The sequence below is a fragment of the Caenibius tardaugens NBRC 16725 genome, assembly GCF_003860345.1.
Classification (GTDB): domain Bacteria; phylum Pseudomonadota; class Alphaproteobacteria; order Sphingomonadales; family Sphingomonadaceae; genus Caenibius; species Caenibius tardaugens.
In genome coordinates this window covers 2,808,791-2,823,137 of the sequence record NZ_CP034179.1, presented here as the reverse complement: position 1 = coordinate 2,823,137, position 14,347 = coordinate 2,808,791, and the positions used below count along the sequence as shown (strand labels likewise).

Sequence of the window (14,347 nt, the reverse complement as noted above, 5' to 3'; positions counted from 1 at the left end):
CGCTCATCCCTGCCGCTCCGCAATGGCCGGAGCCAGGCCCGCTGCCCACTTTGTAATGTCGCCCGCACCCAGACAGACCACCAGATCGCCGGGTTCGACCATTGCGGCCAGTGCATCGGCCAGTGCTTCCGGCCCTTCGATAACGGCGGCGGCGCGATGACCACGGGCTTTCAGCCCGGCGACCAGCGCGGCGCTATCCACGCCCTCGATCGGCTGTTCGCCCGCGGGATAGACCGGCGCCGCAAACACGATATCCGCATCGTTGAAGCAGTTCTGGAATTCGTCCATCAGATCGCGCAGACGCGTGTAACGGTGCGGCTGCACCACGGCCAGAACGCGATTGGTCGATGATTCCCGCGCGGCGGAGAGGACCGCCTGAATCTCCACGGGATGATGGGCGTAATCATCGATTACAGTCACCACACCCGATGCCATCCTGACCTCACCCGCCCGGGTAAAGCGGCGGCGCACACCGCCAAACTTGGCGAAGCCGCCCCGAATGACATCATCGGGGCAGCCCATTTCGACCGCCACTGCGACAGCCGCCAGCGCATTCTGCACATTGTGCCGCCCCGGCATAGGCAGTTCGATCCCTTCGATCCGCCGTTCCGCCCCATCACGGTCGCGGATCGACACATCGAAGCGGTTGCCGCCGATATGCGGTGTGACATTTTCCCCGCGCACGTCGGCCTGCAACGAGAACCCGTATGTTACCACCCGGCGATCGCGCACCCGGCCGACCACCGACTGCACTTCGGGATGGTCGATGCACAGGATCGCCGCGCCATAAAACGGCACGTTCTCGATGAATTCGACAAAGGCGTTCTTCACCGCCTCGAACGAACCGTAATGATCGAGATGTTCGGGATCGATATTGGTGACGACCGCGATCGTTCCGTCCAGCCGCAGGAAACTGCCGTCGCTTTCATCGGCTTCGACAACCATCCACTCGCTGCCGCCGAGCCGCGCGTTGGATCCGTAGCTTTCGATCACGCCCCCGTTGATCACCGTGGGATCGACTCCGCCCGCATCGAGCAAGGTCGCGATCATGCTGGTCGTGGTCGTCTTGCCATGCGTCCCGGCGACGGCGACCGTGTTCTTCAGCCGCATCAATTCGGCCAGCATTTCCGCCCGGCGAACCACGGGAATGCGGTGTTCCAGCGCGGCGGCCACTTCGGGATTGGTACGCCGCACTGCGGTGGAGGTGACGACAACCGCCACGCCTTCGACATTTTCGGCATTATGCCCGATGTGCACGGCAATGCCCCGCGCCCGCAGCCGTTCAACCGACGCGCTAACCGCAATGTCAGACCCCTGCACCTTGTAGCCCAGATTATGCATGACTTCTGCGATACCGGACATGCCGATACCGCCGATGCCGACAAAATGGATCGTCCCGATATCGGTGGCGACGCCCTTCATTGTACTGATTCCCTTGCCAGCGCCTCGCTACCCGAAGCTGGCGCTTCTGTGCCGCCCACGCGAATCACATCCATCAACGGCGTCCCGCCGAAACCTTCCACCAGATCGGCCAGATCCCGCGCCGCATGGGGGCGCCCGCAATTCCAGGCGGCATGGGCGGCATTGGCCAATGTGTCGGGCCGCTGCGCCATGACCTGTATCTGTTTTGCCAGTTCTTTCGCGGTGAACCTGTCCTGCCGGATCGAACGCGCGCCGCCAGCCTTGACCATTTCCCGCGTATTGGCCGCCTGATGATCGTCTGTCGCAATCGGCAGCGGCACCAGAATGGCGGGCCGCCCCACAGCGGTCAGTTCCGCAATGGTGGAGGCCCCGGCACGCCCGATAAACAGGTGCGCATCGGCAAGACGCGACGCCATATCTTCAAAATAGGTGCCCAGTTCCGCAGGAATATGATGCCCGGTATAGCGCCCACGCACGGCCTCCATGTCTTCGGGGCGACATTGCTGGGTCACCTGCAGGCGCGAACGCAAGGCCGGCGGCAGCATCGCCAGCCCATCGGGCACCACTTCGGACAGGACGCGCGCGCCCTGGCTACCGCCAGTCACGAGAACGCGCAGCAGACCTTCATCGGTGAAGGGCGGAAATGGCCGGTTGCGCAGATCCAGCACTTCGGGGCGCACGGGATTGCCCACCAGATGCACTTTGCCGAGATACTTGTCGGCCAGCCGGCTTACTTCCGGATAGGCCGTGGCAATGGCCTGCACCCGGCCTGCCAGCAGGCGGTTTACCCGCCCGAGAACGGCGTTCTGTTCGTGAATGACGCTGGGAATTCCCGCCGAAGTCGCGGCCAGCAGGGCGGGCAAGGCAGGATATCCGCCGAAACCGACCACCGCGCTGGGATCGAAGCTTTCGAACAGGCGCAGCGCCATGCGCCGCCCTTCCATGATCGCGCGCGTTCCCTTTACCCAGCTGAGCGGGTTCTTGGTAATCCGGCCTGCGGGCAGGACATGCGCAGTCAGCGCATCGGGCTTGCCCGGAATGGCTGCCCCGCGTTCATCCGTGATCAGGGCGACATGATGCCCGCGCGCAGTCAATTCCTGCGCCAGCGCAAACGCCGGGATGAGGTGTCCGCCGGTTCCGCCCGCGGCGAGAACGAAATGCTGCACAACGCCGCTCATGCCATATCTCCGGTACTAAGCGCATGTTTCCAGTCGAACTTTTCACGACTGAGAAACGGGTTGCGGCGCGTTATCGCCAACAGGAAACCGACGGTGAGACACAGGGCGACGGTGGAGGAACCGCCGTAGCTGATAAGCGGCAAAGTCATGCCCTTCGAAGGAAACAGCTGCAGATTAACCAGAATATTGATGAAAGCCTGCCCCCCGATCTGCGCGGTGAGACCAGCGGCCGCAAGAATCGTGAACAGATCCTCTTCATCCACCAGCCGCACCAGAACCCGGACGGTGAAGGCCAGATAAAGCAAGACCACCAATCCGCAAGCCAGCAGACCGAATTCCTCGCCAATCACGGAGAAGATATAGTCGGTGTGGGCTTCGGGCAGCGACATCTTGCGCACACCCAGCCACATGCCGCTGCCTGTCCAGCCCCCGGCAAGCAGCGCGCGGCTGGCAAGGTCGACCTGATCGAAGGCTGTGCCGCCACCAAGAAAGGCGTCAATGCGATGGCGGGCGTTGTCATAAAGGAAATAGGCGGCTGTCAGACCGGCTACACCCACACCCATCAACCAGCCCATACGCTTGACCGGAATCCCCGAAAGCAGGATCAGCACGAACCATACGCCCGCGAACAGGATCGTCGAACCGAAATCCGGCTGCAACATCAGCAGCACCCCGACCAGCGCCATCACGCCCCCGCTGATCGCAACCACCGGCAGGTTATGATCGCGCAGCCGCCACGACAGAATCCATGCCAGCCCGATCGCGAAGGCCGGTTTGAGAAATTCCGAAGGCTGGATGGTCAACCCCAGTTTCAGCCAACGCTTGGCCCCGTTCACTTCCGACCCGACCAGTGGGACCAGCACCAGCAGCACCAGCATCGCGGCGCCCAGCAGGATACCTGTCCGACGGGCCACCTCACGCGGCAACATCGAAACGCTGATCATCGCGATCAGCCCCAGAAACTGCCAACGCAGATGCATCCAGAAAAAGTGGAGATCGGGCAGTTTTACCGCCGATGTCGACAGACGATGCGCGCTGGCCGGCGACGCGACAGCCACGGCCAGCGACCCGAAGGTCATCAGCAGAAGCACGATAAACAGCAGCGTACGATCGATCTCGCGCCACCAGATACGGATTTCCGTGCGCCGGTCACGCCGCGCACTGGCTGGCCTGCCCGTGCGCTCCCCCGGTCCCGGGATATAAGGGCGGCTGCCGGCGTTCACGACCCGGCCCGCCCGAATGCGCCGCAGTTATCAGGCTCCGGGCTGGCGTCGATCAGCGCGGTCACAAACTGGCGGAATGCATCCCCCCGCGCTTCGTAGTCACGAAACTGATCGAAACTGGCGCAAGCGGGCGAAAACAGCACCACATCGCCCGGGCGAACGAATTCGAGCACGCGGCGCACTGCTTCGTACAGCATTTCGCAACGTTCCACCGGCATCAGCGGTTCGAGAATGGATGCGAATAGCGGCCCGGCCTCGCCAATCGTGTAGGCGCGGGCGACATTGCCGAAATACTCTGCGCATTCGCCCAGGTCTTCTCCCTTGGGCAAGCCGCCCAAAATCCAATGCACCCGGGGTTCGGGGTTCGGCGGATAGGCGGCGAGAGCTGGTGCGGTCGATGCCGGATTGGTGGCCTTGCTGTCGTTGATGAACAGCACACCGTTGGCCTCCGCAATCCGTTCCATCCGGTGCGGAAGCCCACGAAAGCTGGCCAGCGCTGCGCGCCATTGCGCTTCGCCCACGCCCACCGCTTCGGTCAGCGCGACAGCGATGGCGGCGTTTTGCAAATTGTGCGGCCCTTGCAACGATGGCCATTCCTGCTGCAACGGCGCCAAGGCAGCAAGATCGATCGGACGTGCCATGCCATCGGGCCGCCGCGCCCGCTCCACCGCGTAGATTGCGCGGGTCGGTTCGTCATCGCAACCGAACGCCGCCTCATGCGTGGGCGCCTGCATGGCGAAGAGCCGCGCTTTCGATGCGACATAGGCGTCGAACCCGTCATACCGGTCGAGATGATCGGGGGTGATATTGGTCAGCGCCGCGGCATCGCAATCCAGCGAATAGGTCAGATCGATCTGATAACTCGACAGTTCGAGCACATAGACCCCGCCTTCCGGCAAAGGTTCCTGACCGAGGATCGGCAAGCCGATGTTACCGCCCATCCGCGCGGGTAGACCCGCGCTTTCCACGATGTGATGCACCAGTGCCGTGGTGGTCGACTTGCCGTTGGTGCCGGTGATCCCGATCACCTTGTGGCGCGGCAGCGAAGGCCGGGCCAGCGCGAACAATTCGATATCGCCGATCACCGGAACCCCTGCCGCCGACGCTTTGGCAGCAATGGGGTGGGTGTTGAGCGGCACGCCCGGAGACACCACCACCCCATCAAATCCCGTCAAATCGATCGCCAGCGGATCAGCCAGTTCCGCCCTGCCCGCCAGTGCGGCGCGCGGTTCTTCCTGTCGGTCCCAGGCGACGACATGCGCACCGCTGGCCAGCAGTGTTTCAACCGTCGCCATCCCCGATCGTGCCAGACCCAGAACGGCATACCGTTTGCCGGAGAAGATGGGGGAAGTGATCACCTGAGTTTCAGCGTGGCAAGGCCCAGCAATGCAAGTACAATCGACACAATCCAGAAACGGATGACAACGGTCGATTCCGCCCAGCCGAGTTGTTCAAAATGATGATGGATCGGGGCCATACGGAACACCCGTTTGCCCGTCCGTTTGAAGAAGAACACCTGAATGATCACTGAAGCGGCTTCGAGCACGAACAGGCCGCCGACAATCGCCAACACGATTTCGTGGTGCGATGCCACCGCAATCGCCCCCAGCGCGCCGCCCAGTGCAAGACTGCCGGTATCGCCCATAAACACGGCGGCGGGTGGTGCGTTGAACCACAGGAACGCCAGCCCTGCACCCATGATTGCCGCGCAGTAAATCGCCAGTTCGCCTGCCCCCGGAACATGCGGAATGCCGAGATAGGCCGAGTAATCGACACGGCCGACCAGATAGCAGATCAGGGCAAAGGTACCGGCCGCAATGACCACGGGCATCGTGGCGAGACCATCGAGCCCATCCGTCAGATTGACGGCATTGCCCGCACCCACAATCACGAAAGCGGCAAACACGTAGTAAAGCGGCCCGAGCGGAATGGAGAACCCCGACACGAACGGAACATAGAGATTGGTGTTGATCTGGCTGACGATAATCCACGCCGCAATGCCCGCCACCACGAATTCGGCCAGCAACCGCACGCGGCCCGGCACCCCTTTGTGATGCGATTTGCGAACCTTGTCATAATCGTCGAGAAAGCCGATCAGGCCGAAACCCACCGTTACCGCCATGCAGGCCCAGACGAACGGGCTGTAGACATCCATCCACAGCACCATCGCCAGCAACAGCGAAATCAGGATCATCAGGCCTCCCATCGTGGGCGTGCCACGCTTGGCCAGATGCGACTGCGGCCCATCCTCACGGATAGGCTGCCCTTTGCCCTGGCGCACGCGCAACATGTTGATGAAGCGTGGACCGATCACGAGACCGATAATCAACGCTGTGATCAGCGTCGCCCCGGCGCGAAAGGTCTGGTACCGCACAAGATTGGCAGGTCCTTCAAAATCAAGCCATTGTGCGATCAGATATAGCATCAGCCCTCCTTGCCGGAGAAATGCGCGACGAGCCCGGCCAGCCCGACGGAATTGGATCCCTTGACGAGAATGGCATCGCCATCTTCCAGGCCAAAACCGGAAAGAACAGCAACAGCTTCCTCTGTATTTGCGCAATGGGCGAAGCCGATCGGCTTGCCAAGCGTGCCGGTAACGCCTTTCCCCAGTTCCCGCGCAAGCGCGTCCATTTCGGGGCCGACCAGCAAGGCGAATTCGGCACCCGAAGCGGCCAGAGGTTCCGCCAGCGCGGCATGGAATGCCGGGGTAAAATCGCCCAGTTCCTTCATCGCGCCCAGCACCGCAATGCGCCGGCGCGCCGGTGTCTCGCCCAATTGCTTCAGCGTGGCGCGCATCGATGCGGGATTGGCATTGTAGCTTTCATCGATCAGCAAGGCCGAGGCGCCATTGCCCAGCGCGATCTGATGGCGCGCACCGCGCCCGGCAAGACCCGGCATTTCCGCAAGAGAAAGGCCCGCCGCCCCCAGATCACCGCCTGCCGCACGCACGGCGGCCATCACGGCCAGCGAATTGGTGATCCAGTGTTCGCCCGCAGCCGCCACGGTGTAGCAGATGCGCGTATCGCCCATGTCCGCCGTCACCAGCGATCCGCCGTTGCTGGCTGGCACGCTGTCCAGCAACCGCACGTCAGCATGCGCCGCAGCGCCAAATGAAATGACTTTCGCACCGCATGCCAGCGCGGCATCGCGCAGCCGTTCGAAATGCGCACTGTCCGCCGGAATGATCGCCGTCCCCCCGGGCAGCAGGCCGGCGAACACTTCCGCCTTGGCATCCGCAATAGCCTCTTCACTGCCGAGGCTCTCGATATGGGCCGGTGCGATTGTGGTGATCACCGCGACATGCGGGCGCACTTGCGCCGTCAGCGCCGCGATCTCGCCGGAATGGTTCATACCCATTTCGAAAATGCCATAACTGGCGTTCTCCGGGCACCGTGCCAGGCTGAGCGGCACGCCGACATGGTTGTTGTAGCTTTTGACCGAACGATGCGCCGATCCCCGGCTGGACCGATCCAGCGCCGCGAAAATGGCCTCTTTCACGCCCGTCTTACCGACAGAACCCGTGACGCCGATGGCCTTTCCCTGCATCCGTTCACGCGATGCCCTGGCCAAGGCTTCCAGCGCACGGTTCGTATCTTTCACCAGTATGTGGGGTTGCGGAATGGGCCGGTCGACAACAGCCGCACTGGCCCCGTTGGCGAAGGCAGCATCGAGAAAACGATGGCCGTCCATCGTTTCGCCTTTCAGTGCAAAGAACAAATCGCCTTCGCGCACATCGCGTGAATCGATTTCCACCCCCGAACAGAGAAAATCGCCGCTGGCGACACCGCCCGTTGCACGGGCAATGGCCGCCGCATCCCAAAGAGCGCGGGGGGCGCTGTCTTCGACGATATCGGGCCATACCAAAATCGCGCGGTGGGCATTCATTGTGTTTCTCCCATGGGAACGCCTGCGCATTCTCTCGCTACTTTAACATCATCGAATGGCAGCACACGGGTCGCCTCTCCACGCCCCACGATCTGCCCCTGCTCATGCCCCTTGCCCGCAACGAGGACGATGTCCCCCTCGCGCGCTTCGGCAATGGCGATGGCGATAGCCTCCCGCCGGTCGGGCACTTCCCGCGCCCCACTGGCGCCTTCCAGCACCATGGCGCGGATCACCGCCGGATCTTCACCACGCGGATTGTCGTCCGTGACAATCACAAGATCGGACCCTTTCATGGCCGCCACACCCATCGGCGCCCGCTTGCCCGTGTCGCGATCGCCACCGGCGCCGAACACGGTAATCAGCCGTCCGCTGGTGTGCGGCCGCAAGGCCGCAATGGCGGCTTCCAGCGCATCGGGCGTATGGGCATAGTCGATATAGACCGGCGCCCCGCGCGGTGTGATCGCCGCACGTTCAAGGCGCCCAGGCACAGGCTGCAAACGGGAAAGCGCGTCGAACGTGCGCGCACCGTCCCCGCCCGTTGCCAGCACAAGCCCTGCGGAAACCAGCGCATTGGCGGCCTGATAGGCACCGATCAACGGCAACATGACCGTCAGCCGGGTGCCTTCGTAGGCAATCTCCAGCTTCTGGCCCAGATGCCCGGGTTCACGGGCGAGCAGGCCGATCCCAGAAGCCTGCTCACCCACGGTGAGCACGCGCAACCCCCGTCTGCGCGCGTGCTCGACAGCCTGTCCGGCCCAATGTCCATCCGGGGCCGACATATCGCCGATGGCGACAACAGCAGACCCCTGTTCGGCGACAACATCGTCAAACAGGCGCATCTTTGCCGCGAAATAGGCGTCCATCGTGCCGTGATAATCGAGATGATCGCGGCTGAGATTGGTGAACGCGCCCGCCGCGACACGTGGCCCTTCGTTGCGAAACTGCGCAAGCCCGTGGCTGGAGGCTTCGTAGGCGACATGGCTCACACCTTCGCGCGCCAGCCCGCTGAGGTTGGACAGAAAGGTCACAATATCCGGCGTGGTCAGCCCGGTCGAAACGGAACCGTCCGCCGTGGTCACGCCAAGGGTGCCGATCGATGCGGAACGATGCCCTGCCATGCGCCATATCTGGCGGGTCATTTCCACGGTCGAAGTCTTGCCATTGGTCCCCGTCACCGCGACGATCTGGTCGGGAAACGGCGCGAAGAACGGCGCGGCCAGACGCGCAAAGGCGCGGCGCGGTTCGGCATCGGCGATATGGTCCGCACCCTCGACCACGGCTTCGGGCCGGGCGACCACGGCAATCGCACCTGCCGCGATGGCTGCGGGAATGAAATCCTCCCCATTGACCGTGGCGCCCTGAAACGCGCCAAAAACCGTGCCCGGGGCAACCTTGCGATGATCGATGGCGAAGCCGGTGACCGTGTCGTCTCCGCAGCGGGAAACGCCGTATCCACACGACGCTGCCAGCTCGCCCAGTTTCATTGCTTGCCGCCCTTCACCAGCGGCAGGACATCGGTGAGATCAACATCGCGGGTTTCATCCGGCATGACACCCAGCAATGGACCCACGCGGGGAACGACCTTGCCGACAATCGGCGCGGCATTCCATGCGGCGGTACGCTGGAATGAACTTGCGGCCGTGCCTTGCGGTTCATCCAGCATGGCCACGATCACATAACGCGGGCGATCCATCGGGAATGCCGCAGCGAAGGTGGAAATCAGCGAGGTGCGGCGATACCCGCCTGCACCCGGCTTTTCCGCCGAACCGGTCTTGCCCCCGATACGGAAACCCGGTGCATCCGCCTTGCGCCCGGTGCCGTAGGAAACGATCATCCGCAGCAACTGGTTCATCTTGGCGCTGGTCGATGCCTTGAACACCCGCCGACCGCGCGGTGCGTGGCCCGGTTCGATCTTGTGCAGTGTCGCCGGGCGCCAGATCCCGCCATTGACCATCGCGGCATAGGCAGACGCCAGATGCAGCGGGGTAACGGCAATACCATGGCCATAACTGACCGTCATCGTGCGCAAACGCGGCCATTCACCCTTGGGCCAGATCGGAAAACCGCGTGCCGGCAGTTCGATATAGGGTCGTTCGTTCATCCCCAGATCGGACATCGTACGTTTCAGCGCCTTGCCGCCCAACTGGTCGGCGATCTGGGCCGTAACGATGTTTGACGAGTGGATCAGGGCTTCCGGGACATTGATACTGGCACCAATGGTATGGCTATCGCGAATACGAAAACCGCCGATTTCGATGGGGCGGTTGGCCTGATACCGCCGGGACAGGTCCGTCACGACCCCTGCATCGATCGCGGCCGCCACCGTCAACGGTTTGAATGTCGAACCCAGTTCGTAAACCTGGTTGGTCACCCGGTTGAACATGTTCTTCGCGCCCGCGCCGTCGATCTTGTTCGGGTCGAAGGCCGGCAGCGATGCCAGTGCCAGAACCTCACCCGTATCCACATCCAGAATAATGCCGGCCGCGCCCACCGCGTTCGTGGCGAGCATGCCCTTCTGCAATTCGTCTTCCAGCGCACCCTGCACGCGCGTGTCGATCGACAGCACCGCAGCTTGCCCGCGGTGGGCGGGATCGCTCAACTGCTTGTCGAGCACTTCTTCCATGCCCACTTTGCCGTGGCCGTCCGCGCTGACATAGCCCAGCACGTGCGACGCCATGGAACCCTGCGGATAGAACCGCTCTGTTTCCTGCGGAATTTCCAGCGCGATTTCGCCAATCGCCTGGACCCGGTTGGCCTCTTCCGGCAAAAGACGGCGGCGCAAGTAGCCGGGACGGCCCGTGGCCAGGCGCGCGGCCAGCGTCTTGACATCCATATCCGGGAAAATACGCACCAGTTCGCGGGCGACTTCCTCCGGCGTCTTGATCAATGGCGATCCGCCATCATCCAGCGCTTCCGGATTGAACCACAGCGCATAGGCCGGAAACGCACGGGCCAGCGGAACCCCGTTGCGATCCGCAATTTCACCGCGTGGCGGCAGCAGGGCCTCGCTCAACGAACGGTTGGTCGGCGCTTCCTGGAAAAGCCCGAGATAAATGATCCGCACAACGGCAGCGAGCGCCACGAGCGCAAAAACAGCGACAACCCACAGCACCCGCAACCGGGCGGTGAGCAGGGAGCGCTGGCGCACGTTGACGAGCGTGACGCGTCCGGATGTAATCGCAGTTCTGGCGCTCAGCGCCGTCATTCGGCGACTTCCGCTCCGGCGGAGATGACAATCCGCGCCGCACCGCGCGTCAGCCGCCCGGAAAGCGTTTCGCGATGCGCCGCATGGCGTTCGCTCTCTTCATCCACTTCAGCGGCGAAAGCCTTGCCGGTCAACGGCGAAACCATGGCGGGGAATGCCTCTCCGCCATCGTCCTGCACATCGGCGCTGGCCACACGGATGGGATCGGGTGCACCGATCGCAGGCGGCGTGCCGAGGCTGGCCAACTGACGCTCATTTTCGAGGAACTGGTCGGCGCGGGGCGCCCGATAACCGAATTCCACTGTATTCCAGTTGGCGAGCTGGTGCTGGCTGGCCCGGGTCTCGAACTCCGTTTCCAGCAGCAATTTCTCGCGCTCGAGCGACACGATACGGCGTTCGGCCAGACGCACCTGGCTCTTCACCGAATTGACCTGAAACGTCAGACCGACAAACAGGGCGATGCAGACGGTCAGGACAACAGCCCAGCCAATGGAACGCATACGGGCGGAAGGAAGCATTACGCGGCCTCCTTTCGGGCAGGTGTGGCTGTGCGTAGCGCGGCCCGCAAAGTGGCCGAACGCGCGCGCGGATTACGGGCGGTTTCCGCATCCGAAGGACGGATAGCCTTGCTGACGCGGGCAAACACGGGTTCCGCCGCATCATTGGCAGCGGGCAAATGACGCGAACCACGCCCCACCGAACCGGACGCCTCACGCAGATAGCGCTTCACAATCCGGTCCTCGAGGCTGTGAAAGCTGACCACAGCCAGCCGACCGCCTTCGCACAGCAGCACTTCGGCGGCATGCAAGGCGCTGTTCAGTTCATCCAGTTCCGCGTTCACATGGATGCGGATCGCCTGAAAACTGCGCGTCGCGGGATCTTTCGGCGCACCGGGCCGATAACCGAGCGCCTTGCGCACCACGCGGGCGAGTTCGCCCGTGGTGGTCAGCGGGCGCGCGGCAACGATGGCACGGGCCACACGGCGCGACTGCCGCTCTTCCCCAAGCTGGAACAGCACGTCTGCGATATTTTCCTCGGGCGCGTTGTTCACGAAATCGGCTGCACTTTCCCCTTCCTGGCTCATCCGCATGTCCAGCGGTCCATCCGTGGAAAAAGCGAAGCCGCGCTCCGCCTGGTCAAGCTGCATTGAAGAAACACCGATATCCATCACAACCCCGTCGACTCGGGCGACTCCCGCGTCGGAAAGGGAAGACACCATTTCGGAGAAACGACGCGGATGGAGAATGAGCCGCGGAGGATTTTCCACTGTTTCCGGCCAGGTACGCCCCGCAGCGATGGCATCGGGATCGCGATCGAAGGCATGCACGGTCGCGCCGGCATCCAGCAGGGCCCGGGTATAGCCCCCGGCCCCGAAGGTGGCATCGACGATCACATCACCCGGCCGGGGTGCCAGCGCGGCGATCACTTCATCGAGGAGCACGGGGATATGCGGCGCGTTCATGCCTTTTTCCCCTTGGCAAGCGCCTCAGCCTCAAGCATTTTGCATGCCGCCTGTGCGCCTTCCCACCCTTCGCCCATGGCGTAGAGTTCCTTGGGATTCCACAAAGTGAAGAAGCTCCCGGCGCCCTGAAAATACACGCCCTGATCGAGACGCCCCAGTTCCACCAGATAATCCGGCATGATGAACCGGCCGCTTTCATCGAAGGGCACTTCGATGAACTGGTACAGCTGCGAGGCACGCAGATCACGGTCGAATTCGCGATTGAGGCGAAGCGCACGCTCTTCTTCCCGGTCGAGCTGGGCTTCCAGTTCGTTGCGCCGCGACAGGCCAAATCCGGTCAGGCAGTTCCAACGCTCATGCTTGACGAGGCAGAGCACGCGGCCGTCGCTGGATTCCTTGACCGATTTGCGGAAAGCCGGCGGCAGGACAAAACGGCCCTTCTCGCCACGCAGCGAGAAGCCCTGACCGCTATATCCAGAAGGCTGCACCGCCGCCACTTCGCCGTGTCCCCCCAAATCGTGGGTTAATCCCTGCATCAGACAAGGTCTCCCCCGCACGAACCCTGCAGAAGCAGGGCCGGATCACCCTTCCGAAGATGGAGTGCGGCGTGGAACCATGTCCGATATGCGATCTTCATAACCCGGAGAGACCCGGGAAAAAAGGGAAAAACACGGGAAATTAGGGGATTATATGTTAATATGTTGTTTTTATTTGATTTTTTTACAATCCCGCCTTTCCGAAAACCAGAATGTTTTCATATTGTTCTCGTGGAAAATTGGCTGAATTCTGCGAATCTCTTGAACGACCCACGGATAATGCCCGTGGTGTCCCGTAATTTCCCCGATTTTCAGGATATCCTGGCGAGAGATGCTCAGTTGTCGCGGAAAATGCGCGCGGTCAGTGCGGTCAGCGCCGCTTCACGGGCAGCCCGTCCCGCGTTTTCCCCATCGAGCACGGCTGCATCGGCGAGGATGAGTACCCGCCCTTTGCCAATCGTACATTCAGCCGCCAGCCCTGCGCCATGGAGCGTGCAGGCCCCCGTGCCTTCCCCCTGCGGAAGCAGACGGAAGCGCCCCGGCAGATCGACGGGCAGCGACAGGCCGAACAGAGGCACCGCATGCACCCCCGCAGGCTGGGCATCGTCGAACTGCAAGTCGAGCCCCCAGCGCCGCAAGATCGGCGACAGCAAGACCACGCCATGCGGGCGCCGCGGGTCGCCCAATGCAAAATGCGAATGTTCGGTCAGCATCGGATCGGCAAACAGCAGCAGGCGCCCCCCGCCTCGCACCCAGCGATCAAGGGCGACATTCTCTGCGGGCGCCAGAGCACGCGGCTGGGCAAGCACAAGATACGAAATCTTGTCCAAAGGAACGGGCTGGCTGGCGCCCCCGATCACGTCCAACGGCCGCAAGGTATAATCGCGTTCCAGCAAGGTCCGCACCCAGTGCGTATGCCCGTCTAGCACCAGCAAGGCGTTCAGATCCTCCGCCTCGCCCCAGTAGATCGGCAACGTCGAGAACAGCCCCAGCACAGGCTTGTCGCGCGGTTCGCGCATCGCCCATGCCGCCGCCGCAAGAACGACGAGCACCAGTACGAGCAGCAGGGCGGCGAGATTACGGCTTCGGCGCGCCATTGGCGCGTTTCTTTCCATTCGTATCGTCAGTCTTGGCCGATGGAACCACGCCTGCATCGGCAAGTGGATCGCTGGTGCTCACCGAGGAGGATTTGCTGGAAACACCGCTCGCCGCCTCTGGCACGGTGGTGGCTTCGGTTTCCTTGGCCCGATCCATCACGATATTGGCGAGACCGATCATCATCAGCATCGCGGCAAGACCTGCGACACCGATCTGAAGACGAAAAATCGCCTCAGCCCGCGTACCGCCCAGCGGTACGGGCAGCTCTTCCTGCTCGCCCGCGCCGTCCGGCTGCGGAATGATGGAAATGTCCGCCATAATGTGCGGAAGCTACCGCA

Annotated in this window: 13 protein-coding genes; all 13 read right to left on the bottom strand. The window is 62.8% G+C overall.

Features of this window, described 5'->3' with window-relative positions; genetic code table 11:
* Window positions 1-3: 3 nt before the first annotated feature.
* The 13 genes from murC to EGO55_RS13200 all read right to left on the bottom strand — a co-directional run bounded on the left by murC (window position 4) and on the right by EGO55_RS13200 (window position 14,327).
* Window positions 4-1,422 carry a UDP-N-acetylmuramate--L-alanine ligase gene (gene murC / locus EGO55_RS13260; protein ID WP_021690387.1) on the bottom strand — a complete coding sequence of 473 codons (1,419 nt, stop codon included), beginning with the start codon at window positions 1,420-1,422 and terminating at the stop codon, window positions 4-6.
* Window positions 1,419-2,600: an undecaprenyldiphospho-muramoylpentapeptide beta-N-acetylglucosaminyltransferase gene (murG, locus tag EGO55_RS13255; RefSeq protein ID WP_021690386.1), complete on the bottom strand. Its 1,182-nt coding sequence runs from the start codon at window positions 2,598-2,600 to the stop codon at window positions 1,419-1,421. Before murG ends, murC begins: the two co-directional genes overlap by 4 nt.
* Window positions 2,597-3,823: an FtsW/RodA/SpoVE family cell cycle protein gene (locus EGO55_RS13250; protein ID WP_021690385.1), complete on the bottom strand. Its 1,227-nt coding sequence runs from the start codon at window positions 3,821-3,823 to the stop codon at window positions 2,597-2,599. Before EGO55_RS13250 ends, murG begins: the two co-directional genes overlap by 4 nt.
* Window positions 3,820-5,181, bottom strand: coding sequence for a UDP-N-acetylmuramoyl-L-alanine--D-glutamate ligase (murD, locus tag EGO55_RS13245; protein ID WP_021690384.1), 1,362 nt, complete (start codon window positions 5,179-5,181; stop codon window positions 3,820-3,822). The genes EGO55_RS13250 and murD overlap by 4 nt, the downstream gene beginning before the upstream one ends.
* The gene (mraY, locus tag EGO55_RS13240; protein WP_021690383.1) at window positions 5,178-6,248 is read right to left on the bottom strand and encodes a phospho-N-acetylmuramoyl-pentapeptide-transferase; all 1,071 of its coding nucleotides are present in this window, start codon (window positions 6,246-6,248) and stop codon (window positions 5,178-5,180) included. The genes murD and mraY overlap by 4 nt, the downstream gene beginning before the upstream one ends.
* Window positions 6,248-7,708, bottom strand: coding sequence for a UDP-N-acetylmuramoyl-tripeptide--D-alanyl-D-alanine ligase (locus EGO55_RS13235; RefSeq protein WP_021690382.1), 1,461 nt, complete (start codon window positions 7,706-7,708; stop codon window positions 6,248-6,250). Before EGO55_RS13235 ends, mraY begins: the two co-directional genes overlap by 1 nt.
* Window positions 7,705-9,192 (bottom strand): UDP-N-acetylmuramoyl-L-alanyl-D-glutamate--2,6-diaminopimelate ligase, encoded by a 1,488-nt coding sequence (locus EGO55_RS13230; protein WP_021690381.1) that lies wholly within the window; start codon window positions 9,190-9,192, stop codon window positions 7,705-7,707. Before EGO55_RS13230 ends, EGO55_RS13235 begins: the two co-directional genes overlap by 4 nt.
* Window positions 9,189-10,913, bottom strand: coding sequence for a peptidoglycan D,D-transpeptidase FtsI family protein (locus tag EGO55_RS13225; RefSeq protein WP_021690380.1), 1,725 nt, complete (start codon window positions 10,911-10,913; stop codon window positions 9,189-9,191). The genes EGO55_RS13230 and EGO55_RS13225 overlap by 4 nt, the downstream gene beginning before the upstream one ends.
* Window positions 10,910-11,431 carry a hypothetical protein gene (locus tag EGO55_RS13220; protein WP_021690379.1) on the bottom strand — a complete coding sequence of 174 codons (522 nt, stop codon included), beginning with the start codon at window positions 11,429-11,431 and terminating at the stop codon, window positions 10,910-10,912. Before EGO55_RS13220 ends, EGO55_RS13225 begins: the two co-directional genes overlap by 4 nt.
* Window positions 11,431-12,375, bottom strand: a complete 945-nt coding sequence (gene rsmH / locus EGO55_RS13215; protein ID WP_021690378.1) for a 16S rRNA (cytosine(1402)-N(4))-methyltransferase RsmH — start codon at window positions 12,373-12,375, stop codon at window positions 11,431-11,433. The genes EGO55_RS13220 and rsmH overlap by 1 nt, the downstream gene beginning before the upstream one ends.
* Window positions 12,372-12,911, bottom strand: a complete 540-nt coding sequence (locus EGO55_RS13210; protein ID WP_021690377.1) for a division/cell wall cluster transcriptional repressor MraZ — start codon at window positions 12,909-12,911, stop codon at window positions 12,372-12,374. The genes rsmH and EGO55_RS13210 overlap by 4 nt, the downstream gene beginning before the upstream one ends.
* A 335-nt stretch (window positions 12,912-13,246) precedes the next feature.
* Complete coding sequence (locus EGO55_RS13205; protein ID WP_021690376.1) at window positions 13,247-14,008, bottom strand: Gldg family protein; 762 nt, start codon at window positions 14,006-14,008, stop codon at window positions 13,247-13,249.
* A complete protein-coding gene (locus EGO55_RS13200) occupies window positions 13,989-14,327 on the bottom strand; it encodes a hypothetical protein (RefSeq protein ID WP_021690375.1) in 339 nt (112 codons plus the stop codon). The genes EGO55_RS13205 and EGO55_RS13200 overlap by 20 nt, the downstream gene beginning before the upstream one ends.
* Window positions 14,328-14,347 lie beyond the last annotated feature (20 nt).